General features: G+C 41.4%; 20 protein-coding genes and 6 tRNA genes. 18 read left to right on the top strand and 8 right to left on the bottom strand.

The features are described from left to right. The first annotated feature begins 50 nt into the window (after nt 1–50). From F993_RS17685 to F993_RS17725, 9 genes are all read left to right on the top strand, one after another. Nucleotides 51–416, top strand: a complete 366-nt coding sequence (locus F993_RS17685) for a YbaN family protein (protein WP_004652347.1) — start codon at nt 51–53, stop codon at nt 414–416. A 345-nt stretch (nt 417–761) separates the two neighbouring features. Further along, on the top strand, nt 762–1,271 hold the full coding sequence (elsL, locus tag F993_RS17690; RefSeq protein ID WP_004652346.1) for a cell wall-recycling L,D-carboxypeptidase ElsL: 510 nt from the start codon (nt 762–764) through the stop codon (nt 1,269–1,271). A gap of 163 nt (nt 1,272–1,434) precedes the next feature. Beyond that, a tRNA-Val gene (locus F993_RS17695) sits at nt 1,435–1,510 on the top strand. A gap of 24 nt (nt 1,511–1,534) precedes the next feature. Then, nucleotides 1,535–1,611 (top strand) — tRNA-Asp (locus tag F993_RS17700). Nucleotides 1,612–1,654: 43 nt separating this feature from the next. Then, a tRNA-Asp gene (locus F993_RS17705) sits at nt 1,655–1,731 on the top strand. Nucleotides 1,732–1,834: 103 nt separating this feature from the next. Then, nucleotides 1,835–1,910: transfer RNA gene (locus F993_RS17710), tRNA-Val, on the top strand. Nucleotides 1,911–1,948: 38 nt separating this feature from the next. Next, a tRNA-Asp gene (locus tag F993_RS17715) sits at nt 1,949–2,025 on the top strand. A gap of 140 nt (nt 2,026–2,165) precedes the next feature. Next, nucleotides 2,166–2,241, top strand: a tRNA-Val gene (locus F993_RS17720). 88 nt (nt 2,242–2,329) lie between these two features. After that, nucleotides 2,330–2,812 carry a DUF2750 domain-containing protein gene (locus F993_RS17725; RefSeq protein ID WP_004652344.1) on the top strand — a complete coding sequence of 161 codons (483 nt, stop codon included), beginning with the start codon at nt 2,330–2,332 and terminating at the stop codon, nt 2,810–2,812. Between the two features lie 21 nt (nt 2,813–2,833). On the opposite strand, the gene F993_RS17730 is transcribed toward F993_RS17725, so the two are convergent. The 4 genes from F993_RS17730 to yccS form a co-directional block, all read right to left on the bottom strand. Then, complete coding sequence (locus F993_RS17730) at nt 2,834–3,619, bottom strand: YdcF family protein (protein WP_004652343.1); 786 nt, start codon at nt 3,617–3,619, stop codon at nt 2,834–2,836. 121 nt (nt 3,620–3,740) lie between these two features. Continuing rightward, nucleotides 3,741–6,278, bottom strand: coding sequence for a PepSY domain-containing protein (locus F993_RS17735; RefSeq protein WP_004652342.1), 2,538 nt, complete (start codon nt 6,276–6,278; stop codon nt 3,741–3,743). A gap of 162 nt (nt 6,279–6,440) precedes the next feature. Then, the gene (locus F993_RS17740; protein ID WP_004652341.1) at nt 6,441–7,022 is read right to left on the bottom strand and encodes a YcxB family protein; all 582 of its coding nucleotides are present in this window, start codon (nt 7,020–7,022) and stop codon (nt 6,441–6,443) included. Between the two features lie 105 nt (nt 7,023–7,127). Then, nucleotides 7,128–9,302 carry a YccS family putative transporter gene (gene yccS / locus F993_RS17745; RefSeq protein ID WP_004652340.1) on the bottom strand — a complete coding sequence of 725 codons (2,175 nt, stop codon included), beginning with the start codon at nt 9,300–9,302 and terminating at the stop codon, nt 7,128–7,130. Between the two features lie 107 nt (nt 9,303–9,409). Between yccS and F993_RS17750 the strand changes: the two genes are divergently transcribed. Further along, entirely contained in the window at nt 9,410–10,624 is a 1,215-nt protein-coding gene (locus F993_RS17750) for a multidrug effflux MFS transporter (protein ID WP_004652339.1), read from the top strand. Nucleotides 10,625–10,645: 21 nt separating this feature from the next. Here F993_RS17750 and F993_RS17755 read toward each other — a convergent pair whose 3' ends face one another. Beyond that, nucleotides 10,646–11,350 carry a nitroreductase gene (locus tag F993_RS17755; protein ID WP_004652338.1) on the bottom strand — a complete coding sequence of 235 codons (705 nt, stop codon included), beginning with the start codon at nt 11,348–11,350 and terminating at the stop codon, nt 10,646–10,648. Nucleotides 11,351–11,774: 424 nt separating this feature from the next. On the opposite strand from F993_RS17755, the gene F993_RS17760 reads away from it, so the two are divergent. The 6 genes from F993_RS17760 (at nt 11,775) to F993_RS17785 (ending at nt 20,954) form a co-directional block, all read left to right on the top strand. Then, nucleotides 11,775–13,124, top strand: a complete 1,350-nt coding sequence (locus tag F993_RS17760; RefSeq protein WP_004652337.1) for a DcaP family trimeric outer membrane transporter — start codon at nt 11,775–11,777, stop codon at nt 13,122–13,124. Between the two features lie 190 nt (nt 13,125–13,314). Continuing rightward, nucleotides 13,315–14,550 (top strand): sodium/glutamate symporter, encoded by a 1,236-nt coding sequence (gltS, locus tag F993_RS17765; protein WP_004652335.1) that lies wholly within the window; start codon nt 13,315–13,317, stop codon nt 14,548–14,550. A gap of 94 nt (nt 14,551–14,644) precedes the next feature. Then, a complete protein-coding gene (locus F993_RS17770; protein WP_004652334.1) occupies nt 14,645–16,126 on the top strand; it encodes an alanine/glycine:cation symporter family protein in 1,482 nt (493 codons plus the stop codon). Between the two features lie 159 nt (nt 16,127–16,285). Next, nucleotides 16,286–17,266: a patatin-like phospholipase family protein gene (locus F993_RS17775; protein WP_004652333.1), complete on the top strand. Its 981-nt coding sequence runs from the start codon at nt 16,286–16,288 to the stop codon at nt 17,264–17,266. 227 nt (nt 17,267–17,493) lie between these two features. Next, complete coding sequence (sbmA, locus tag F993_RS17780; RefSeq protein WP_004652332.1) at nt 17,494–18,687, top strand: peptide antibiotic transporter SbmA; 1,194 nt, start codon at nt 17,494–17,496, stop codon at nt 18,685–18,687. Between the two features lie 215 nt (nt 18,688–18,902). Further along, the gene (locus F993_RS17785; RefSeq protein ID WP_004652331.1) at nt 18,903–20,954 is read left to right on the top strand and encodes a M13 family metallopeptidase; all 2,052 of its coding nucleotides are present in this window, start codon (nt 18,903–18,905) and stop codon (nt 20,952–20,954) included. Between the two features lie 48 nt (nt 20,955–21,002). On the opposite strand, the gene F993_RS17790 is transcribed toward F993_RS17785, so the two are convergent. Both F993_RS17790 and F993_RS17795 read right to left on the bottom strand, forming a co-directional pair. Further along, nucleotides 21,003–21,518 carry a chromate transporter gene (locus tag F993_RS17790; protein ID WP_004652330.1) on the bottom strand — a complete coding sequence of 172 codons (516 nt, stop codon included), beginning with the start codon at nt 21,516–21,518 and terminating at the stop codon, nt 21,003–21,005. Continuing rightward, nucleotides 21,515–22,087, bottom strand: a complete 573-nt coding sequence (locus F993_RS17795) for a chromate transporter (protein WP_004652328.1) — start codon at nt 22,085–22,087, stop codon at nt 21,515–21,517. The genes F993_RS17790 and F993_RS17795 overlap by 4 nt, the downstream gene beginning before the upstream one ends. Nucleotides 22,088–22,187: 100 nt before the next feature. On the opposite strand from F993_RS17795, the gene F993_RS17800 reads away from it, so the two are divergent. Beyond that, nucleotides 22,188–23,087, top strand: a complete 900-nt coding sequence (locus F993_RS17800; protein WP_004652327.1) for a LysR family transcriptional regulator — start codon at nt 22,188–22,190, stop codon at nt 23,085–23,087. A 6-nt stretch (nt 23,088–23,093) separates the two neighbouring features. On the opposite strand, the gene F993_RS17805 is transcribed toward F993_RS17800, so the two are convergent. Further along, nucleotides 23,094–23,843 (bottom strand): DUF4850 domain-containing protein, encoded by a 750-nt coding sequence (locus tag F993_RS17805; protein WP_004652326.1) that lies wholly within the window; start codon nt 23,841–23,843, stop codon nt 23,094–23,096. A gap of 600 nt (nt 23,844–24,443) precedes the next feature. Here F993_RS17805 and F993_RS0119520 point away from each other — a divergent pair. After that, a complete protein-coding gene (locus F993_RS0119520; protein WP_004652323.1) occupies nt 24,444–24,731 on the top strand; it encodes a hypothetical protein in 288 nt (95 codons plus the stop codon). Nucleotides 24,732–25,086: the final 355 nt, after the last annotated feature.

Here is a 25,086-nt window from a genome sequence, read left to right as displayed (position 1 = left end):
AAAACACTTTATACTAGCACGGTTGTAAACAGGTGTTGGTTAATTGCTCAATGAAAACTTTGTTCTGGCGTAGCTTGGTCGTCATTTTTATTACTTTGGGAATCATTGGGGCAATTTTACCAGGGATGCCAACCACCGTATTTCTAATTCTTGCAGCATGGGCTGCGTCAAAAGGCTGGCCTGAAATGGATGCATGGTTATTAAATCATCCTAAATATGGACCGACCTTACGTAATTGGCGTGAACATGGCACAGTACCTCGGAAGGCAAAATGGATTGCCAGTATTATGATGCTGATCAGTGGTATTTTGATGCTATTTACTAATGCCCCATTCCTTGTCAAAGTTTTTACCGATGTCACCATGTTTATCGTGGCTGTGTGGTTGTGGTTACGCCCCGAGCCTGAGCAGCGTTAAGAAAAGCAACGCTTTTTAGCTGCGCAAGACGAGAACTATGTTCGAGTTAGGGCGTTAAGAAAAGCAACGCTCTTGCGAAATGTATTTCTCATGCGCAAGACCTTGCGCCAAATATGGCTCATATGTTGCGAGTAGCAAGTTAAGAAAAGCGAAGCCCTTGCTGAATATATTCTTACAGAGTGGGGAAAGTTAAACAAAGCTGGCTATTCAAAAGAAATAAAATGATTATGCTTTTCGACTTATATTTAAAACATACCAATCCTTAAAACTACTGAAAAGCACAAGAAAAAGCCGACAGTCTATGTTGAAATAAAAGAAAGTGTTCTATCAGTTATTGAGATAAAAATGAGCTATACCCTAGATCAGGCAGACATCGTCATTGACTTGGCACAACAAACTTTAAGTTTGCCAAAACATAATAAATTCTATGTGATCTCTTCGGGTAAGAACGGTATTGGTGAACAAGAGAATAGTGGTAAAACGCCGCGAGGCTGGCATCAGGTTGCACAAAAGATTGGTGGAGATGCACCTAAAAATGCCGTATTTATTGCACGCCAACCGACTGGTGAGGTGTATGACCAACAATTGGCACAGCAATTTCCACAACGTGATTGGATCTTGTCGCGGATTTTATGGTTGGATGGTTTAGAAGAAGGCTTTAACCATGGGGAAGGGCACGATACGTTTAAGCGCTATATCTATATTCATGGTACACCAGATACCGAACCGATGGGCATTCCTATGTCACATGGTTGTATTCGGATGAACAATGATGAAATCCTCGAACTATTTGAACTGGTTTCTGAACACGCCTTGGTTTATATATCGGAACATGCCATTAAAAATAGTGCATGAAAATCGCAATAAGTGCTTAAATAAAATACGAAAATCTTGATTTTTTCAAGGAATTACTTATTTTTTAATCATTCGTGCGGTTTTTTCAGAAAAGAATGGCAAAAGCGTTTGACAGGCTGTAAAGATTCTCTATAATGCACCTCACAAACGATGAAGACGTTAAGGGCGCTTAGCTCAGTTGGTAGAGCGTCTGCCTTACAAGCAGAATGTCGGCGGTTCGATCCCGTCAGCGCCCACCAAGCTCTTTACGTTAAGACTCAAGTGCAGCGGTAGTTCAGTTGGTTAGAATACCGGCCTGTCACGCCGGGGGTCGCGGGTTCGAGCCCCGTCCGCTGCGCCACTTAAGTTTTAATCGTCGTTTGCTATGATTGCAAAATTATCGTGCAGCGGTAGTTCAGTTGGTTAGAATATCGGCCTGTCACGCCGAGGGTCGCGGGTTCGAGCCCCGTCCGCTGCGCCACTTTAAGATTGCAAGATTAGATAGAGTTGAGTACATTAGAATTTATGTCTTTTATATTCAAACAAATTTTTAAAGCGATGCTTTAGATTTGTTACCTCGCTCAGGGCGCTTAGCTCAGTTGGTAGAGCGTCTGCCTTACAAGCAGAATGTCGGCGGTTCGATCCCGTCAGCGCCCACCATAATTAGTGACATCTACTTCTCTATAGAAGTATACAGTGCAGCGGTAGTTCAGTTGGTTAGAATATCGGCCTGTCACGCCGAGGGTCGCGGGTTCGAGCCCCGTCCGCTGCGCCATTTTCTTGATATCAGTTTAAGAAAATGATTGGTTTTAACAAGTATCTTTATACTTGATCTCTGATTCGAGATGCCATTAGAAAAATCAAAGATTTTTCTCTTGCGCTCAGACAAAGCTTCGCTTTGTTTATCCTCGCTCAGGGCGCTTAGCTCAGTTGGTAGAGCGTCTGCCTTACAAGCAGAATGTCGGCGGTTCGATCCCGTCAGCGCCCACCATATTTCTTCCCCATATCTCATATCATTGTAATCCCTACAAAGTTATTTTATGATTAGCATCAATAATGATTCTAATATGAAGTACTTTATGAGAAACCCTTATCAACGCAAGGCTGCGTCGAAATCTCAAACTACACCTTCTGGTTCTTCACTTAAAGACGCTTACCGTCAGTTTATCCAAAATATTGTTATGCAGCGCCAAGTGATTGCACTGTATCACGAGGGCTGGGCTTTATGCTCAACACCATCAGGTCAGCATGCATTATCTGTATGGCAAAATAAAAGCTTGGCGAAATTACTGATTAAAGACAATTGGGCACAATACGAAATTCAGGAAGTACCCTTATTGGCTTTTATTGAGAAGATGATTCCATTTTTAAAAGAAAATAATACCATTTTATCTTTGGATTTAACCCCTGAGGGGAATAACCTGTTGGTTAGCCCCGATGCATTATTATTAGATATTAAGAACTTTTTATACCAGATTTACTTACAACGACCCGATGTATTTGCTGAGTTAAAACTTCCATTACCACGTGATATTCGTTTGCATAACTCAGCATCATCTTAAAAGTAAGAATTAAATCCTCAATCAATATTCATTGAGCAGCCAACCACTGGCATAGGCAAAATATTCTCTTAGCCATGCATTGTAGCGTGTGCTTAGCGGTGTAGTCGCACCAAGCATAGTAATATCAGTATAGCCTTGTTTCTTGGCAATGGCTGCAGCTCTTAACGTATGAAAATCACTGGTCACAATTGCAATCGGTTGTTGAATGCTAATCTGTTGTGCCTGCAAGAGCTGTTGGCTATTTTTAAGATTCAACTCGGTACTGGTGCTTTTATCTTCCAAAATGATTTGTGAGGTCGGGATTTGATAGTGTTGTTGTACATAACGTGACATTACCACTGCTTCACTATCCCGTTCACCAAAATCAACTCCCCCTGTCATCACTAACTTTGCTTGCGGTTGAGCTAAAGCAACAGGTGCAGCACGATCTAAGCGTTTAGCCAATGTGGCTGACGGTTGTCCATTTTCAACTGCACTTCCGAGTACAATAATGGCTTTAACCGCAGGAATATTTTGAGTTTTGGCATTATTGTCTGAAAGATATTCAAAGAAATAGCCTAGGCTAATGACCCAAATCCAGAAACACAGCCAGCCAAGGCGCCAAATCGAATGCAGGCGGAAATGATAGAAGAAGAAACGTTCAAGATGATAATAGAAATAAGCATAGAGACAGAAAAATAGCCCAAGGAGGAGAGGGAGTACGGTTCCGATATGAATCTTTTTAAACGCAATCAGAATTGCACCATCCAAGAACAGAACTGAACCGATAAGGGCGAAAACAATACGAATCCATGAACTTATTTGCATAATATTAATTGTGTCGATTTGAACCGTGCTAAGTGTATGCAAAATTCTGAGAAAGGCAAATTCTCTTATGCTCTGATGAAAAAAAACGAGTAGCGGGCACTCGTTTTTTTATGGAAAAGGATTAATAAACGTCTCGACGATAACGGCCAGTCTGTCTTAATTCATCTAGTGTTTGTTCGCTGAGAATATCTATCAATGCTTGTTCGACCCCAGCTGCCATGCCTTCGATGCTACCACAGACATAAATCACCGCACCTTGATTGACCCATTTCACTAGCTCGTCGGCATTGCTACGTAAAATATCCTGTACATAGATACGCTGTTGTTGATCACGAGAGAAGGCGAGATCAAGTCGTTGCAATGTCCCCATATTTAGCCAGGCTTGAATAGTTTCCTGATAGAAAAAATCATGTTCGCGTTGACGTTCACCAAAGATCAGCCAGTTGGCAGTGTAATTTTGTCGATTACGTTGCTGTAATAAACTCATCAAGCCTGCAATGCCTGTTCCATTACCGATACAGATAATTGGACGGTTATCGTCAATCAAATGGAAGGACTCATTGGTCCGAATACGTAGGGCAATGGTCTGCTTCAATTGTGCAAATTCGGTTAACCAACCAGAACCAAGACCGAGTTGATCATTTTCATCACGCTTTTGACGAACCACCAGTCGCAGGAGTTGCTGCGAAGGAATACTGGCAATTGAGTATTCGCGTGCAGGCAGGGTTGGAAGTTGTTCAAGTAAATCATCAAGGGTACTAAATGGTTGGATCTCCACCCGTAGGTTTCTATCCCAAAGTACCTGTTCAATCTCTTGGTTTATGGATTCTACAATCGCATGTGCAGGAATTTGATACTTGATCAAGAAATCTTGAATATCGGCCAAGCGATTGGCAGGCTGAATTTCTGCAATATCACCCGCACGCCAGATCATATCAGAAGCTGAGGTCAGCTCAATATTATAAGCTGCCTGCCCTAAGCTATCTGGATTGAGTAGGATGCGTTCGCTTAGCGTCCATTGATCAAATACTTTCTCAATATTCATTGCATGTAGCTCATGCTGGGTTACCACAGACAAGCCCTGATTCCAACGCTGAATATCAGTGGCATTGGCATTATCGACTTCAATCAAGTCGAACAGCGGTTGTGCTTTGCATTGTTTTAACCATGCATCGACTGCATAGCCGAAGCTGCAATAGCTGTCAGGGTATTCTTTTGAACCTAGTGCGAGTACAGCATACTGCATTTGGCTAAGATCAAGCTGTTGTTGCATCAGTTTCTTGCTGAAACTTGCTGCAAGATCGGGCGCTTCACCTGTACCATAGGTACTGATCACAAATAAAACCTGTACTGCTTGTTGCAGGTCTTGCTCAGTCAGTTGCTGAATCGGTTTAACGGTTGTCGGCTGCTGCGCTTCCTGTAAACTGGTCGCTGTACGCCATGCCAACTGTTCAGCCACACCTGTTTGCGTTGCATAAGTAATTAGCCACGGTTTAGCATTTGGATCAATCTGCTGTGGGCTAAGTGACTGACGTGCAGCTTGGGTCAGCTTCTTCTGTTTGCGACGTTTTAGATACAGCATCCAGCCCGTTATAAAGAATAGTGGCATGGCCAATGAAGCCAGCATGGCGATAAATTGATAGGTTGAACCAAAGAAGCTACCGCGATGTACAGGAAGCATACTGCTCATGATTTTTTCATTGAGCTTTTTGTCTTCATAGAGTTCAAATTTTTCGAATTTATTGTCTTGATAATTATAGATGGCTTGGTTACGCGCACGTTCATGTTGCGGGATGGCATCGACAAACGAGAGTTCAACTTTGGCATCAGCATTTTTGGGAATATTCAGGGTCAAGCTTGAGTATTCACGCCCAATCTGCGCATTTACCCCAGTCCATGTCTGCGTCAGGATGCTATTAACCTGCGCTTTCGCCAATTTAGGTTGTTTATCTTTGCCACGTTCATTATTTTGTTGGTTACGTTGTGGTTGTTCAACTCCCATGACCTTGAACATACCTGCGCGCCACCAGTCATAAGACCAATATAAGCCAGTGCATGCAAACAGTAGATAGAACACAATGACCCAGGTTCCTACCACTGCATGTAAGTCCCAAATAAAGTTACGACCTTTCAATTTCGGCTTAATAAATAACCATTGTTTAATACTATGTTTTTTTGGAAAGCGCAGATAAATGCCACTCAATACAAAGAAAATCAGCATCAGTGTAGATGCCCCAGTAATCTGTGCCCCAAATTCCCCAGCGGTTAAATTACGATGTAAACGCTGAATAAATTGTAAGGTGTCACGACCTTTAATATCGGGTAAGACTTCCGCTGTATATGGATTGACCATCATGTTATAACCACGACGCGCACCTTCTTTTTTAATATTGACGGTCGAAGATGCTGTTGGGTCGGAAGCAATGGTAATACTGTTAATTTCAATCTCAGGTTGTTGCTGATTGAAATGTTGATACAGTTGAGCTGGGGTGAGTTTTGGTGTTTGGGCAACCTCAACGACATAGCTGTCTTGGTTGATCCATTTTAAAATTTGTGGTTCGTATGAGTAGATTGCACCTGTTACCCCCATCAAAGAGAGAATAAGCCCCGCGGTAATCCCTAAAAACCAGTGAATCTGGAAGAAAATTTTTTTAAACATGGTCAAAAAATGTAAATAAAGTGGAATTCATGTAAAAAATTATAACTCAAGAATAAGAACATAATATGGATTTTGTAGGTAATATTGATTTTGATTCTCATTTATTTAATGGGCATTAAAAAAACCTCCCATCATGGGAGGCTTTGGATCAAGCTTTAAAGCTTAGATTGATTTGGCTGCGCCAACCGTTTCATTCAAATGTTTACGTATCGTATTGAAGGAGAAATTCTTTGAGTCCATACGTTTTGGCAAAATATAGGCACCTTGCTGTTCTTCCCCTTTTGCTTTTACTTTGAAGTTGACCAAAATAAAGTCAGGAGAGCTATACCATTCGTAAATGTCTTTCCAACCAATGGTTGCGGTACCTTCTTGCAGACCCATTTTTTGGCGCATCACGATACCGTGAGGTTGCACCCCTAAACGCAGACCTTTAATTTCTTGTACTGGGAATTCAGTCATCTTGCGTTTCACGTACCACTCCAGACCAAAACGTTTGATCAAATAGAACAGCACCACACTCACAATCACGACCCAACAAATTACGGTTGAGTAGGTTGAATAATATTTAATAAGTCCTGCAGCAACCAATGAAAGCACAACCAGTGCAATCATAATCATCCATGCTTTGCGGCTGAATTTGTTGGTACTACGCCAAATCATCAGTTGAGCTTGACGTTGTTCAGCTTCAGAAACTTCGTAAGGAACAGGTTGTAGCGTATAAGCGTATAGCGTTTTGGCGGTCATAGTATAAAAAATGAGTATATAACTGGGCTTAGTTTAACATCTATTGGCATGCAAAGATATTATGCCAATGGCGAATCATGGGGGCTATTGCAATCACAATAGCCTTCAAAGTGAAGCAAATTCGGTACCATCTTCATTCGGTTCATGGCTTAGACTTTGTTTCAGCATACTTAAGCGGGTTAACACACTCAGCATCAATGAAAGTTGCTGCAAAATAATCAGCGATTTTGGGTCATTGTCATCATTTCGGCTCAAACGTTCACGAATGGTTTGCATCAAGTTTTGTGCGGATAAATCAGGAACTTCATCTCTGAGCAGCGCCCCTTGAATATCGTCCAAAGCTTGATCGAGTAAGCTCAGCACTTCCTGATCTTGGATTTGTTCACGATGCGCGCCCAAGGCTGCGATATAACTTAAAAAGGTATGGCTGAGACATAAAAATTCAAAAGCCAAACTTTTTCGGTTCACATCGATGTTGGGTTCAGTTGCAATCGTTGAAATCAACGATGCGACTTCTGCATCAGTATTGTGCGCAGCTCGTCGAACCACGCGATAGTTCAGGGCATTGTTACGACCTTGATGATATTGCTCCACCACCTCGGCCAGATATTTACATTGTGCCTGTAGAGAACGTTGAATCGAACGGGGCAGTCTGCGGAACTTCCAGTCTGGCCAGATAAAGCTGACACCAAACCATGCCAAGGCGCAGCCAATCACCGTATCAATAAAACGGGGTAAACCCGCTGCGAATGCAGAGCCATCCAGATTAAAGTTGATTAAGGCGAGGATGGTAATAAAGGCAGTGGCTTGCGCATATTGTTTACTGCGCAGTTCCAGAAACAGCACACCACTCAGGATCAGCATCACCAATTGACCTTCGATTGAAGGAATGAAATAGATAATCGCTAAACCAACAATAATCCCGATCAATGTTCCAATGATACGTAGATATAAACGTCGCTTGGTGGCGTTGAAGTTCGGTTGGCAGACAAACAATGCTGTGAGTAAAATCCAGTAACCATAAGCAATATTGGTCATCTGGATAAACAGATAACCAATAAAGAGAACGATGGATAAACGCACGGCATGACGGAAGAGTACCGATTCAGGGGTGAGATGCTGTTTCACCCGCACCATGATGTCATTCCAACCTTTGAGATCATCATCTTTGAGCTGACTTTCTGCATGCTCTGCATCGATCTTTTGCAGATTTCGTTCAGTCTCTAGGTTCTGTAATTGCGCATCAATCGACTTAAGGTTTTGATAGAGCGCAAATAGGGCATTCACCCGCACCTGATCATAATGTCCATCTTCACGCAGTTTTTCTAAGGACAGTCTTAAATTTTCAAAACTGTGTTTAAAGCGTTTGTTATGCACATAACGGGTACGACTTAAAATCGATTGTGCCAAGTCCTGACAAGCTTTGCCTTGAATGGATAAAATCCGTTGAAAACGAAATAAAATATCACTGTGCTGAAAGACCTTGGCCAACTTTTGATAATCGATATGCGCCGAGTCCGCGCGTTCATGAATATCTTGTGCCACAAAATAATATTGCAGACTGCGCCGAGTATCTTTTTGTCCACGGTCGCCTTTTAAACGGGTTAACAACGACATGCGCAGGTCATTGAAGATTCCCACCAATTTGCCATTTTCCAAGGCAATATCAATCATGCTTTGTTGATAGCTTGATGGTGTCATATCCACATCAAATAGATTTGACTTAGCAAACAAGAAGCTACCGAGGGCTGAATAGGAAGCAGAAAGTTGATCCTGAACTTTTCGGACAGGGAAAAGCAGAAAGCTAATAGTAGAGAGCAAGCCATACCAAGCTGCACCTGCGACTAAAAGTGCAGGCTGAATATACCATTGATCAAATAAATGCACGCCCAACATGGTGTAGACAGACGTCACTAAGCAACCATAAGCAATGGTGGCATAACGACGGCCGAGAGAACCCAATAAGATCCAGCCGATACATGACGCAATCAGCCCAATGGCAAAGGCAACCGGATAGGGGAATAACAATTGAACCGAAGCGGCGGTAATAAAGAAACCAATATAGGTGTAAATCAGATTCTGGATACGTACAGAAAAACGGTCGTCGATATCACTGATCGCGGCTGCAACCACACCTAAAGTCAGTGGAATAGTGGCTAATTGATAATTTAAAAGATAAGGAACAAAAGCAGTCCCAGTAAAGGCAATGAGCATGCGCACGTTATACATCAACGTGGTGTTATAGGTTGTTTGTTTTAAACGTCCGAACCAAGGATTCAAGGGGTGTCCTTCTTGTATTCTACAATCGATTTTATCATTCTTATTATGCACAAATTCATGGAGGATGCTAAGCTTAGAATCCAGATATAGATGAAAAGTAGCGTATTATGCAGACAGAGCAAACCAATCAGCGTCAATATTCAACAGCATGGATTTTGTTGCTTGCTTTGTTAACCGCATTAGGGCCGTTATCGATTGATATGTACTTACCTGCACTGCCGCAAATGGCAGATGAGTTTGGGGTCAGTACACAAATGGTGGCCAATACCTTACCTGCGTATTTCTTGGGACTGGCGATTGGTCAGTTGATCTATGGCCCTGTCAGTGATCGGATTGGCCGTAAAAAGCCTTTATATTTTGGTTTGGCCCTGTATGCAATTGCTAGTTTGGCCTGCGTATTTGCGACCAATGAGTGGGCCTTGATCGCCGCACGTATTTTTCAGGCCTTGGGTGGTTGTGTTGGTGTGGTGATGGCACGGGCAACCATTCGTGACCGTCTGGATATGCAGGGTTCTGCACAAGCATTTTCCAGCATGATGATTGTGATGGGATTGGCTCCGATTCTTGCGCCAATCTTTGGGGCATGGATTCTGAATTTCTTCCCTTGGCAAGCAATTTTTATCACTTTATCGATGATTGGAGTAATGTGCTGGCTTTGTGTGCATTTCTTCTTTAAAGAATCACTTCCCGTCGAGCGCCGTTTAAAATTATCAGCCTATCAAGTCAGTACGCTATATGGGGCAATTTTAAAAGATGAAAGTTTCCGTGTGCCGATGTTTGCGGGCTGTCTCACTGGGGCGGCTTTATTCTGCTACATCAGCTCGGCTTCAGAAGTGTTTATGGGGCAATATGGATTGTCGCAACAGCATTTCTCTTATGCCTTTGCCTTAAATGCTGCAGGGATCATGTTGATGTCTTCGCTGAATAAACATTTGAATACTCGCATGGGAATTTTTCAACGCCTACGTTTGGGTGGTTTAATCCAATGTTTTGGGGCATTGATTGTGCTGACTGCTGGATTGATGGCAGATGCACCGCTATTACTGCTAATGTCAGGCTTATTCTTAGTGGTGTCAGGAATTGGTTTGACGGGTCCAAATGCAATGGCTTTGGCGATGTCTCAGCAAGGCGCACGTGCAGGTACGGCCAGTGCCATCATGGGCAGTATGCAGTTTGCTTGTGGTTTACTGGCAGGAATTATCTTGAACTTCTTGGTATGGAAGGCATCTCTGAACATGGGGATCATGATGCTTTTATTTACCAGTGCAGGACTGTTTGCCATTTTAAAAGTTGGGAAACAACAAAGCAGTCTCTCTAGCTAGAGAAACTGCTTTGTTTCAGGCTTAGTCTAAAAACACTGTGAAGTTTTCAACGGGTTCACGTGGTGTAATAAAGGTATTCACAATATGCTCAGGGTCGGCATAACCTAAAGCCACCGCACAGACCAGCTCTTCATCTTCTGGCGCGCCCAAAATATCCAGCACGATTGGATGGAAGTGATTCCATGCTGCCTGTGGGCAAGTGTCTAAGCCACGTGCTTTAGCAGCGACCATGACGTTTTGAATCATCATGGCAATATCCATTTTGGAGCCAATGCCCATGATTTTATTCACGGTAAAATACAGCGCAACAGGCGCATCGAACAATTGAAAGTTACGCAATTGCTGCGCTGCCATTTTTTCTTTTTCACCTTTCTGGATACCTAGCAAGCCATACAATCCCCAACCGTTGGCACGGCGACGATCAATAAACGGAGAAATCCACGTTGCAGGGTAGTAGGCAAAGGTTTCTTGATACTGTGCTGCCAATTCGGGTTTTTGTAGTAATTCAATCTGTGCGGCGCATACACGGTCAATCATCTCTGCACGTTTTTGTCCTGTCACCACATAAACTTTCCATGGCTGGACATTGGTTCCTGAAGGTGCACGACTGGCAACTGCCAAAATATCTTTAATAGTTTGCATCTCAATCGGGGTATCTAAAAATGCACGAACTGAATGGCGCGAGGTGATGGCATCGTCCACATACTGGACTTGTTCCGTGTTCATAAAAACTCCTTATTATGCAGGTCTTGTCATATTCGCAGACTATAAATCAATAAATAAACTTTAGTGATTATTTTCACAGAAAAATTTAACCAAGTACAAAAAACAACCATGAAAAAGAAAGAATTAATGTGGCTTGTTACGCATTTTTAAAAATTTGTGCAGTTTGTGTGAAAAAGAAAACTATTAGTAACATAATGAAATCGAAAAATTATTTTTTTATCCCCCTAAAAATGGGCAAAACTACTTAAATAAAAAGTACACACAATATCCGAAATTTATGCATAATACGCCCTTTTTAAAAATTGATTAGGCTTTCCTTACTGATTGAGTGAGGGGGAATTTTCTATTTACAGATGTATTGAATTTATCCAATTTGACATCTGTGGGAAATGTTGAAATATACACCATATACAAGGAGCTTCTCATGAGTTTATCTCTCATCCGTAAGCCGTTCATAATGCAAGGTTTAGCACTTACAGTTGTAGCCTTAATGATGAACAACACGCATGCTGCTAGTGAGCAAGAACAGATTCAGCAACTTCGTGACGAAGTAAAGGAATTAAAAGCGTTATTACAGCAATATGTTCCCCAAGCAAAACAACAAAATGACCTTGCTCAAGTAAAGGAACATTCTAATTTTAAGGAAACACATCCAGATCACCCTGCAAATGCAGCGGTTGCACCTGCGGTTCCAAAGAAATCACAATTGGTGTTTAACACTGCTTCTGGTGCTGAAGTTAAATTACATGGTTTCTTGCGTGGCGATGCTTCTTATCAAGCCAAAGGTGGTGATGGGATCTTTAACCGCATCAATAAAGTGGATTTGGAAGGTGCTGAGAAGAATAGCGATCGTTTCTACAGCACGGCAACCGTTACACGTTTAGGGCTGGATTTTAAAGCACCTGTGGAAGGTGCTGAAGTCGGCGGTAAGTTAGAGGTTGACTTCCGTGGCGGCAGTAACAATGACACTATTCGTATCCGTCATGCCTATATGACTCTAAATGACTGGTTATTTGGTCAAACCACATCAACATTCTTGGCAACAGATTTACAGCCAGAAATGCTGGACTTCAACTCACCACTGGGGATTGGTACTTACCGTACACCAATGGTTCGTTATAGTGGTGCATTTAATCCAAATACACATTATTTTGTTGCCTTGGAAAAAGGCAATGATGATAACCGTGCACCTGCTTTAACTTCAAAATTAAAATATGATTTTGCTGACGGTCAGGGAACAAGTTCTGCACGTGTATTGCTTACCGAAGCCCGCAGTAAAGCTGCCTATAACAATGACAAACAGCTCAGTGCCGATGATTCAGAATTAGGCTGGGGTGTTGCAGTCGGTGCAAAATATAAGTTCAGCGATGCCTTACAGGCGATGATTGATTATTCGCATGTCAAAGGTGACAGTAAATTTTTGCTCTATACCAATAATGCCTACAACGTAAATCCGAATAATTTCGGTTTAAATCTGAATGAGTTTGATGCGTTGACACTCGGTGCGACTTATCAAATTAATCCTAAATTACGTAGTACTTTAGCTTATGGCGCAATGTTTGCTGATGATAGCAATGACTTTGCTAAACAAGCGGTGATTGCAAAAGATGCAGCGCAGAACAAAACCTTGCAACAAGGCTGGTGGAATATCATGTATTCACCAGTCACACCGATTACGTTTGGTCTAGAGTATGTCTACGGCGAACGTAAAACCTTTGATGGACAAAAAGGTAAGGATAATCGTGTAGGGGCCATGGCTCGCTATAACTTCTAAGCCATCTATCCTGTAGGTGTAAATCATCCGTGAAAACTGATCAACAGAACAGACCTCAGTTCTTGCTTAGAACTGTATACTTTTTATTAAGTTGATTGAGTTTTCACTCATTTTGAGAGTTACTATTTTATGCGTTTCAATGTGGTGGGAAAAACCATCAGCTGAACGAATAAAATAAACGGAAGAAGATATGGAATTTACTTTTAATGGTTTCTATACCCTAATTTCGGCGGTCATCGTCTTGTTATTAGGACGTTTGCTCGTTAATAAAATTGACTTCTTAAAACGCTATAACATTCCTGAGCCAGTCGCTGGTGGTTTGGTTGCAGCGGTACTTTCACTACTTGTACACTCACTTTGGGGTTACAGTATTGTCTTTAGTAGTGAATTACAAACCAGCTTTATGTTGATCTTCTTCGCTTCGATTGGCTTAAGTGCGAACTTCATGAAGTTGAAAGAAGGCGGTATTGGTTTAGTGATCTTCTTGGTCTGTGTTGCATCATTTATTGTAGTACAGAACGCTGTGGGTATGAGCCTTGCGACGATGCTGGGTATTGATCCTTTAGTCGGTTTGATTGCAGGTTCAATCACATTGACCGGTGGTCATGGTACCGCAGGTGCGTGGGGTGAAATTCTTGAGACTCAGCATGGGATTCAAGGTGCGTTAGCTTTGGGTATGGCGAGTGCAACTTTTGGTCTGATTATCGGTGGTATTATCGGTGGTCCATTGGCAAAATTGTTGATCAACCGTTATAGCCTTGCTCAAGCACAGACTCCAGCTGAAATCAAGAATCGCGATACGCATTTAGATCAACATCCTGACGAGCTGGCACCATTTGAGAATCCACATCAGGTTCGTTTAATTACGGCTGATAACGCGATTACCACGTTGGGTATGTTTGCTGCGTGTTTGGCGTTTGCAGAATTTATGACAGGATTCAGTAAGGGTACTTGGTTCGAGTTACCAACATTCGTTTGGGCGCTTGGCGGCGGTGTAATCTTACGTAATGTCTTAGAAAGCGTTTTAAAAGTAGATATCTTTGACCGTGCAATTGATGTGTTTGGAAATGCATCATTATCGCTCTATCTTGCAATGGCATTGCTTTCATTGAAATTGTGGCAGTTGGCCGATTTGGCTGGCCCGCTTGTCGTTATTTTAGGTGCGCAAACCATTACGATGGCATTATATGCTGCGTTCATTACCTTCCGCGTCATGGGTAAAAACTATGATGCAGCGGTATTGGCAGCAGGTCACTGTGGTTTTGGTATGGGGGCGACACCAACAGCGGTTGCAAACATGCAAGCGATTACCAATATGTATGGACCATCTCATAAAGCCTTCTTGATTGTTCCGCTTTGTGGTGCGTTCTTCGTTGATTTAATTAACGCAACAGTAATTCAATTAATTTTGAAATTCTTTGCCTAAGTCGGATCAAAAGCCCCAAGCGGGGCTTTTTTGATTCATCCATTGTTATCGTATATGTACGGACGTACATAAAATATTTAAAAGCGAATAAGTGATGAATGAAAAATTAAATGACACCCTGATGGCTTGGGTAAGTTTTTTCAATGATCCTTTATGGGACTTTCTCGTTGTTTTTCTGCTAGCAGTTGGTATTTTCTATACCATTGCAACGAAAGCTGTCCAAATCAGAATGTTCTTCCACAGTATCAAGGTGATGAAGGGCAGTCGCAGCAAAAGTGATGAAAAAGATTCACATGGACTGACACCATTTCAGGCATTTGTAACGGGCTTAGCCAGTCGTGTTGGGGTAGGTAACATTGCAGGTGTAGCAATTGCGATTGCGATTGGTGGACCAGGTGCGGTGTTCTGGATGTGGTTTACCGCGATTCTCGGGATGAGCTCAGCATTCATTGAATCTTCACTCGCACAATTGTTTAAAGTCAGAGATAGTAATAGTAAGCAATTCCGCGGGGGGCCAGCCTACTATATTACTCAAGGCTTACGTAGTAAAACCTTTGGTGTGATTTTCGCGCTTGCATTGATCTTTACCTATGGTTTCGTATTCAACTCAGTTCAGATTAATGCGATTGCCAATGCCTCTTCACATGCATGGGGTTGGGACAAAGCCAATCTGGTTGCCCACTTAGGGGGTGTTGATCTCGAAATTTCATGGGTAGGCCTTGCACTGGTTGTTATGGTTGCATTGGCAATTTTTGGTGGTATTAAACGTATTGCCAAATTTGCAGAAATGTTTGTTCCATTAAAAGCAGGTCTGTATCTTGCAGTAGCGATGTATATTGCCATCAGCAATTACGAACTTTTACCTGGTATCTTTAAACTGATCTTCACTGAAGCATTCCAGTTTAATGCTGCAGCTGGTGGTTTCTTTGGCGCCATGATTTCGATGGCGATGATGCAAGGGATCAAGCGTGGTTTGTTCTCTAACGAAGCGGGTATGGGTTCTGCACCAAACGCTGCCGCAGCATCGGATGTCAAACATCCAGTGAACCAAGGCTTGGTGCAAATGCTTGGTGTATTCGTTGATACGTTCATTGTGTGTACCAGTACTGCGATCATTATCTTGGTATCGGGTGTTTATCACGATGCGGGCTTTGTCGGGGTAGAGCTGACACAGCGTGCCTTAGAGACTCAAGTCGGACATTGGGGGGCTGACTTCCTAGCAGTGCTGTTGTTCTTATTCTGTTATTCCGCTGTACTTGGTAACTATGCCTATGCAGAAAGTAATGTGCAGTTTATCAATAACAATCCGAAAGTGATGTTCATCTTCCGAATCTTTGTATTGGTGATGGTGTACTTCGGCGCGATTGGTAGTGTTCCATTGGTTTGGTCAATGGCAGACTTGTTTATGGGGATCATGGCGACGATTAACTTGATCGCAATCTTATTGTTAACCCCTATGGCACGGACTCTGTTAAAAGACTATACCTCTCAGTTGAAACGTGGCATTAAAGAGCCTGAGTTTAAGATTGATAACTATCCAGAATTAAAGAAAAAAGTTGATTCTGATATTTGGTAATACAGTTAAAGCAAAACTAAAGACATAAAAAAAAGCTCCTTTCGAGGAGCTTTTTTTATGTCTTTTTGATGACAAATACAAAAAATTGCTACAGTTTTTAGATGCGCTAAACGCTAAAATTTAGATCTAGAGATATGGTTAATATGGCAATCGCGGCGTATGAAACAGCTTAAATTATGGATGTTGGGTCTTTCAATGGCAGTTTTGGCTGGTTGCCAAAGTACTTCACATTTAAAACCCGTGATTGAAGATGCCCAAGCTCAAGCTGTAAGCCAACCCTTTAATGCCATCAAACAACAGCAAAAGCGACCTGTGATTGCATTGGTGTTGGGCAGTGGTGGCGCGCGTGGTTATGCCCATATTGGTGTGATTGAAGTCTTAGAGCAGCAAGGCATTCGTCCAGATTTTATTGTGGGGACTAGTGCAGGCAGTATTGTTGGTTCAATCTATGCCAGTGGTAAAAGTCCTGCCGAATTACGTGATATTGCCTTAAAGCTCAAAGCCAATGATGTACGCGAAGTCAATGTCAGTCTAAAAGGCTTTTTTGATGGTAAAAAAGTGGAAGACTATATCAACGAGCAGGTGCATAACCTGCCATTAGAAAAGATGAAAATCCCAATGTATGTGGTGGCAACCGAATTAAAAGATGGCACTCGAACCGTATTTAATTATGGTAATACCGGGCAGGCAGTGCGGGCTTCTGCATCCATTCCAAGTATGTTTGTACCCACCAAAATTCATGATGTGGAGTATGTTGATGGTGGTTTAGTCAGCCCTGTACCTGTGCAGGTTGCACGTGAACTGGGTGCAGATGTGGTCATCGCCGTGGATATCTTGGCTCAGCCGATTCATACTGAAACCAGTAATGTCTGGGGTTTGTTCAATCAGAATATCAATATCATGCAAGGGCGTTTGGCAGAAGAGGAACTTAAAGAAGCAGATATTGTGATTCAACCTGACTTGCGTGAAAAAGCACATATCTTTGATGTCAAAGGTCGAGAAATGACCATGCAGGCAGGTGTAGATGCTGCTAATGAAAAACTCGCCGAAATTCAATGGGCAATTCAAAGCAAGAGCTTCCCAACGCCAAGCGAGCAACAGGATATTGCCTTAAAAATGAGTACTTCAGCGCCACGCTAAGCCTTTATTTTATGAGCCTTGTAATGGACTTAAGTACTTGAGTCCATTTACTAAACTTATGTTCGGGCAAAAACAAATTGTAAATCATCTACAAAAAGCTATTAAAAAGGCGAAAAAACAGGTAAATAACTACAAATCATCAAACTTTTTTATCAGACAGTTTTAAGTTTCAGGTCATAGGATGGCTTGTTCAAATAACTCGCTACATAACAAGGATTGTTAAACAGATGTTTAAGTCTTTCTTTCCGAATCCGCGTCCATTTTTCATTTCTGTGGTGATATGGATCGCTTTGAATATGCTGCTGTGGTATAGCGGTGGTCATAGCTGGGGTGAATATCTAGGTTTTCCTAAAGGTTATACTGATGCGGAACTACCGATTGATGTCAGTCGCTTCTGGGCACCTTCATTTCTTTGGTTTTATATCTGGTTTTTTATCGCAACAGCATTATTTGCTGTTTTTTGGCGGATATGCTCAGACAATAAATGGCAAGCTTGGTCGATTTTGGGATCAGCTTTTATCTTATTTAATATCTGGTTCAGTGTTCAGGTTGATGTCGTTATCAATGCTTGGTATCAACCTTTTTATAATTTAATTCAGAAAATGGTATCGAGTGGAGGGGGAGAACTTAATCTACTTTATACTGAGATGCTGACTTTTATCTTTATTGCGATGGTCTATGTCACCATCGCGGTCCTGAATTTATTTTTTGTCAGTCATTATATATTCCGCTGGCGTACAGCGATGAATGAATACTATACCCAATTCTGGGATAGACTCCGTCATATTGAAGGTGCTTCACAACGTGTACAAGAAGACACGATGCGTTTTGCAAAAACTTCAGAAAGTTTAGGGGTCAGTTTTATTGAAGCAATTATGACGCTGATTGCCTTTTTGCCAATCTTGTTGCAACTCTCGGTTCATGTAAAGGTTTTACCAGTCGTTGGCGAAATTCCCCATGCGTTAATGATTGCTGCTTTAGGTTGGGCAATCTTCGGGACAGTTGTTTTGATGTTGGTTGGATATAAGCTTCCAGGTTTGGAGTTTAATAATCAAAAAGTTGAGGCTGCATATCGTAAAGAGTTAGTTTATGGCGAAGATCATGCAAATCGAGCAGATCCTTTAACTCTAAAAGAACTCTTTAGTAAGGTTCGTTTGAATTATTTTAAACTGTACTTTCATTATACTTATTTTAATTTAGTACGTATTTGGTACCTACAATTAGATAATTTATATGGGATTTTTATACTTGCGCCCTCAATTGCAGCGGGTGCTGTTACTTTAGGAATCATGATGCAAATTCTGAATGTATTCCAACAAGTGCGAAAGTCCTTTCAATACCTGATTACATCATGGCCAACGATTATTGAATTATTATCCATTTATAAGCGTCTTAAAGCTTTTGAAAAAACTTTGGATTAATCGTTTAGTTAATAAAAGAAGCCTTGGCTCGATGCTAAGGCTTTTTTATTGCCAAAGGGTTTAGCGAGTTTGTGGTTTTTATGTGAAAAGTGAATATATATTGCAACGAAAATGACTTTATTTGATGAAAGTACTTCACTATAGTCGCTTGATAAAATTAATGATCTTTCATTTCTCTCTTGTACAGTTTAAAACCTAAATAAATAGGATAAATCATGAAACCTATATTGCTCAAAAGTGCATTGGCGCTTGCACTGACTGCCTTTACTGTAACTGTATGGGCAGATCAAGCAATTCAATCCTCTCCGACACAAAAAATTTCAGGTATAGACCAACAATATATTGATCAAAGCGTGTCTGCCAATGATGACTTTTATAATTATGTGAATGGCACATGGTTAAAAGATACTGAGATTCCCGCAGATAAATCACGTTGGGGCGCATTCAACGAATTACATGAGCTATCCACCAATCAGTTACATACTATTGTTGAAGCGCTGAGTACAAAAAAATGGGCAACAGGAACGGTTGAACAAAAAGTTGCAAGCCTGTATGCCAGCTTTATGGATGAAAAAACAATTGAAATGCAAGGAATTACACCATTAACGCAAGAATTGGTAGGTGTGGATGCGATTCAAAATAAACAAGAGCTTGCTCAATTAATGGGGCATTTCTCACGTATCGGGGTTAGAACGCCGTTTGATATCAGTATTGATCAAGATATGAAACGCTCTGATGTGATGATTGCAGGTCTGGCGCAGCGTCGCTTGGGTTTACCAGATCGGGATTATTATTTAAAAGATGATCCGAAGTTTGTCGAAACTCGTGCCAAATATCTGAAGCATATTGAGCGGATGCTACAACTATCTGGTGATCAGCAAGCAGCACAGCATGCACAAGACATACTCAAGCTCGAAACAGAACTTGCCAAGATTCAGTGGAGTAATGTTCAAAATCGTGATTTATCCAAGCGTTACAATATTTACCCGCTTAAAGATTTGAATCAGTTAAGTCGTAACTTTGATTGGGATACTTATCTGAAGACGGTTGGCGTCAAAGACAAAATTCAGACTATTCAGGTGCATCAACTCAGCTATTTCAAAGCACTTGATCCAGTGATCAATAAAACGCCTTTAAATGTATGGAAAGCTTATTTTAAATGGAACTTGATCAGTAATTTTTCACCCTTCTTAAACAAGGCTTTTGTGGATGAAAGTTTTGAATTTTTCGGCAAAACCTTGCGTGATGTTGCAGAACAAGAAGTGCGCTGGAAGCGTGGTGTACAAACCGTAAATGCAGTATTGGGCGATGGTCTGGGTAAAATCTATGTGGAGAAACATTTTTCTGCGGATAAAAAACAGCGTATGGATGCCTTGGTGCAGAATCTGATTCAAGCCTATGATCAAAGCATTAGCCAATTGGACTGGATGAGTCCTGCAACCAAAGTGCAGGCTAAAAAGAAATTAGCCAGCTTATCGATTAAAGTTGGTTATCCAAACAAATGGCGTGATTATTCAGCACTTGAGATTAAAGATGGTGATTTGATTGGTAACGTGATTCGTGCCAGAGAGTTTGAGCATCAAGACAGTTTGGATAAGTTAGGCAAACCTGTGGATCGTGATGAGTGGTTTATGACCCCTCAAACCGTGAATGCCTATTACAATCCATCCTCCAATGAAATTGTCTTTCCTGCTGCAATCTTGCAACCGCCATTCTTTAATATCGATGCTGATGATGCAGTGAACTATGGTGGAATTGGCAGTGTGATCGGGCATGAGATCAGTCATGGTTTTGATGATCAGGGCAGCCAGTTTGATGAATTGGGCAATATGCGTAATTGGTGGACCAAACAAGATCATCAGAAGTTTAAAGCCAAAACACAAGCTTTGGTTGCACAATACAATGCCTATGAGCCGATTGCAGGCTATCACGTCAATGGTGAACTGACCTTGGGTGAAAATATTGCTGATAACTCAGGTCTATCGATTGCTTATAAAGCCTATCAAATTTCGTTAGCAGGGAAGACTGCGCCTGTGATCGAGGGACGTACGGGTGAGCAGCGTTTTTATATGGGCTGGGCGCAAGTTTGGCGTGCCAAAACCCGTCAAGCACAAGCAATTGTGTATTTAAAAACTGATCCGCACGCACCAGATAAAGTTCGTGCCAATGGTGCATTAGTCAATCAAGCGCCATTCTATGATGCTTTCAAGATTAAAGCGGGAGATAAAATGTATTTAGCGCCTGAAAAACGAGTCAGTATCTGGTAATTCGAGATTCAATAAAAAACCTGCATTCAGCAGGTTTTTTTTGCCCTTTTAAAGGAAGGCGATTCCAAGCCCTGCACCTGCGGCCATGACCCAAAGCGGATGAATCTTTTTAAACATGCCGAGAATCGCTGTCAAAATCACGATGATGACCAAGAGCAGATTTTGTGCAGAAGCATCGGCAATCAACCATGCACTGACCAGAACCAAACCCACGGTAATCGGTTTCAACGCTTTTTCAAAACGTGCCCGTAATGGATTGGCTTTAAAGCGTTCCCAGAATTTCAGTGCATAAATGGTGATGATGGAAGATGGACCGAACTTCGCCAACGACGTCACCAATAAACCTGCTGGACCTGCGACATGCCAACCGACCAAAGGCACAATCATCATATTCGGGCCTGGGGCAGCCTGAGCCATGGCAAACAGCGAACTAAACTGTTCTGCGCTCATCCATTCATGCACCGTTACCACTTGGTGCTGCATTTCAGGCAGGATGGCATTACCCCCCCCAAAAGCCAGTAGCGAAAGCTGAGTAAAAACGACAGCAAGAGTAACTAAGATCATGATTTTTTTACTCCTAGAACCAGCATATTAATGCCCAGTAGAATCGCTAAAGTCAGTGCTAAGGGCAGCTTGATCCAGATCATAAACACAAAGGTCAGGCCGATGGTAAAAATGGTCAAATAACTTTTCAAAATTGGCTTGAGCATCTTAAATCCTGTCGCAAACAGCAAGCCTGCGGCAGCGGCGGCCAAACCTTGAATCATGTGTTTAACGGCAGGGAGATACTGAAAATGTTCATAGACCTGATAGATGATCAGTACAATTGCAGTCGGGGCGGAGATTAAGCCGAGCACTGAACTGATCGCACCTTTCACGCCTTGGAATTCCATTCCAATGGCAACTGCCATATTGATGATGTTACCGCCCGGTAATAACTGGCACACGCCAAGTAAGTCGGTAAATTTGCCAGCATCAATCCATTTATGTTCTTCAACGATAATGCGATGTGCCAGTGGCAGCACGCCACCAAAACCCATCAATCCCAATTTCATAAATCCCGTAAAAAGTGCCTTACAATCAGGAGCAGTCGCTAGTGGTTCACTCTCTATTGATAGGGCTTGGGCTTTCATTGGACTACCTTTCTGTTCAACCTTGTGAGCTATAGCATGGAAGATTTGTGGTATATTCACAAATGCTATTTTTGATGTTATCTATACTTTTAGAGTATGTATGATTGATATTCATAAACTCAATGCATTCGTTGCTGTGGTGGAAGAAAGCAATATTTCCAAAGCTGCGGTTAGACTGCATATGCAACAGCCGCCACTGACCCGATTGATTAAAAGTCTAGAAGAAGAGCTGGATACGGCTTTGCTTAAACGCTTGCCTCGAGGTGTGGAGGTGACGGAAGCGGGTAAGGCTTTATATCAGGAAGCGATTACCATTTTGGCGCATGCTCAGTCGATTCCGAAACGGGTCAAAAACATTGCGCAAGGCTTGGAAGGTCAGATCAATATTGGCTTTACCAACTCCGCAGGCTTGCATCCTTTCTTGCCTGCACTCTTGCGTCAATTCAGGGAGCAGTTTCCTGCAGTGGCGATTCATCTGGAGGAAGACAGCAGTACTGCTTTAACCGATGCGGTGATCAATGAAAAACTGGATATCGTTTTTCTACGTAAACCTGCACCGATTCATGCCGCAGTACAAAGCATTCATGTACTGGATGAGCCCTTGATTGTGGCTTTACCAAGTAATCACCCTTTAGCTGAGCAAGCGGGATCAATCCGCCTAGTCGATTTAGAGCCGTATGAGTTTGTGTTGTATCGCCGTATTGCGGGGCAAGACTTGTTTGATAATATTTTGGCAAATTGCTATCAGGCAGGCTTTAACCCCAACATTGTGCAGGAAGCCCCTCGTTTAACTTCTAGCCTGAATCTGATTGCAGCGGGGATTGGGCTATCAATCGTTCCTGCCTCAATTCAGGACTTCTGGAATAAGCAAATTGTGTACAAACCGCTAGAAGCGAAAAAACCATGTATCGCCCCGATCTATGCAATTTGCCGTGCCAAAGGCAATAGTGTTCGGGTTGAACATTTCTTGAGTCTACTTAAAGCCAGTCAAGCGGTTTGAAACGGCTCAATGGTTAAAGTGATAGAAGTTTAAAATTGGCCCAACCAAATGCTGCTGTGATTTATCCAGAGTTACGATGATTTCTCTAAAATTGAAGGTGTCCTCGTCATGGTATTTCGCAACGCCATGGGTTTTATTATTCAGGTTTGGGATTTGATAGCTAAAAAAAGCCACTTGTTTGGATGGATGGACCAAGGTCACCAATTTTTGTGGGTCTTTATAGCCGCCAAACTCATTTTGAATACTCTCTTTTAATAGGTTGGGAAAATAAAGCGTGGCATTGGGCATACCACAACCGACACAGAAAGATGAGTCGTATAATTCAATTGCTTGCTTTTGATTTGGACTCATCAGCAGGGCTGAACCCGTACCATTTGCGCCCGCATGTGCCTCCACATCGTGCCAATCTTTGGGTACCAGAATTGCACCAATTTCAGGTAGCGCAACTAATTTGAGTTGCTTGGCCTGATGTGTATCCAGCTTAAAGTCAAAATGGCAGCTTTTTGCTGTACAGCTTTTAAAGTCTTTTAATAAGCCTTCATCGGCTGGATTCAGCGCAGTCACTCCATAAAAGGGAACACGCACATCGTTGGCAAAGGACACTTCACCTAAGGCATAAATTTGGTTTTCGGCTTTTCGCTCTTGCGCTGTATTTGAAAATTTGGGAAAGATAGGCTTGAAGCTACGTACTTCGGCGTGTGTCAGCGTGGTAGACAGCGCCAATAGAACAGCAGAAATAGAGATTGATTTTTTCATTTTTTAATTCAGTATCCGAGCTTGGATCAAAATTAACATATTGTTTGAGATAAGTGCATTTTCTAAATTTACTTCTGGTTTTAAGTTAGGCCATTGCATGAAGCTCCAAACAATGTCTTTTAACTTTAATGATCTATATTTTATTTTTTATTATTTTAACTAAAATAAATATTAAATTTAAGTCAATAATTAGTATGAATTCAGATGAAGGAAATACAATTATTAATGAGCTTAGTTACCCAGAAGAAATGACTATGAATATGAAATCAATTTTTAAAGTAATCTTAGTTCTTGCCGTATTTGGAATGAGTGGGTGCGCTTCGTGCGTCCAATGCTAAGAATCAACCAAGTTTTTACAATTGAGTCTTAGCAAAGGAAAAATAACGAAAGCTAAAGTGTTGGAGGTGTATGTTGAACTTACGAGAAAATCTATTTTTATGTTTTGTCAGTTTTCTATTTGTTGGTTGTACGTCCTATGGAGATCATAAAACTAATACTTTGCTAAAGAATAAAATTGGGCATCCTTTGAATGAACTCGTCGCATAAATTGGACAACCAGAGAGTTCTATTTGGGATATTTCTGCCAGTGAAAAAACCTATATGCATACATGGACAATCCAGAAATATGCTCGAGATAAATTTGTAAAGACAGGAACAGAATATGTCGGCACTGGAATGGTTGGTATGACTCAAGGTGGAAATGGGGTAGCAGCAGCTCCTATTTATCAAGATCAATACAGAGATGTTGGTTATAACACTCCAACCTACTATACTTGTATGATCAATGTATACACGAATGCCAATGGGATCATTGTTAAAGAAGGTGGATTAAAAAATAAAACAAATGCAGTTAGTGGTTTTTGCGATGAATTCTTAAAGCTAAAATGATTGCCATTCTCTTATAATTTTAAGATAAAGTTGTTGTAAATGGATGTATATTTGATTTAAGAGAACTTAGGATATCTAAAATAGATAATTAATCTAAATTTGATGTGGAATTTATCTTATCTATTTGTATTTTATAAATGAGAAAGTCAAGCTATCTAGGGTGGGGATTACTCAATTTACAACTGATCATCGGTTTTGCTTATTCTTATGATTATTTTCATAGACATATTATTGTAGACTATGTTTTAGCTTTTACTTTGTCAGTTATTTTTATTGCGAATATTTTTTTCTTTTTTACTAAATTTATTAAAAATTATTCTCTTAGAGCATTTATTGCTATCATTTTCTCTAGCGT

It is taken from the genome of Acinetobacter proteolyticus, from assembly GCF_000367945.1.
Lineage (GTDB): Bacteria > Pseudomonadota > Gammaproteobacteria > Pseudomonadales > Moraxellaceae > Acinetobacter > Acinetobacter proteolyticus.
This window is presented reverse-complemented; position numbering and strand designations above follow the sequence as displayed.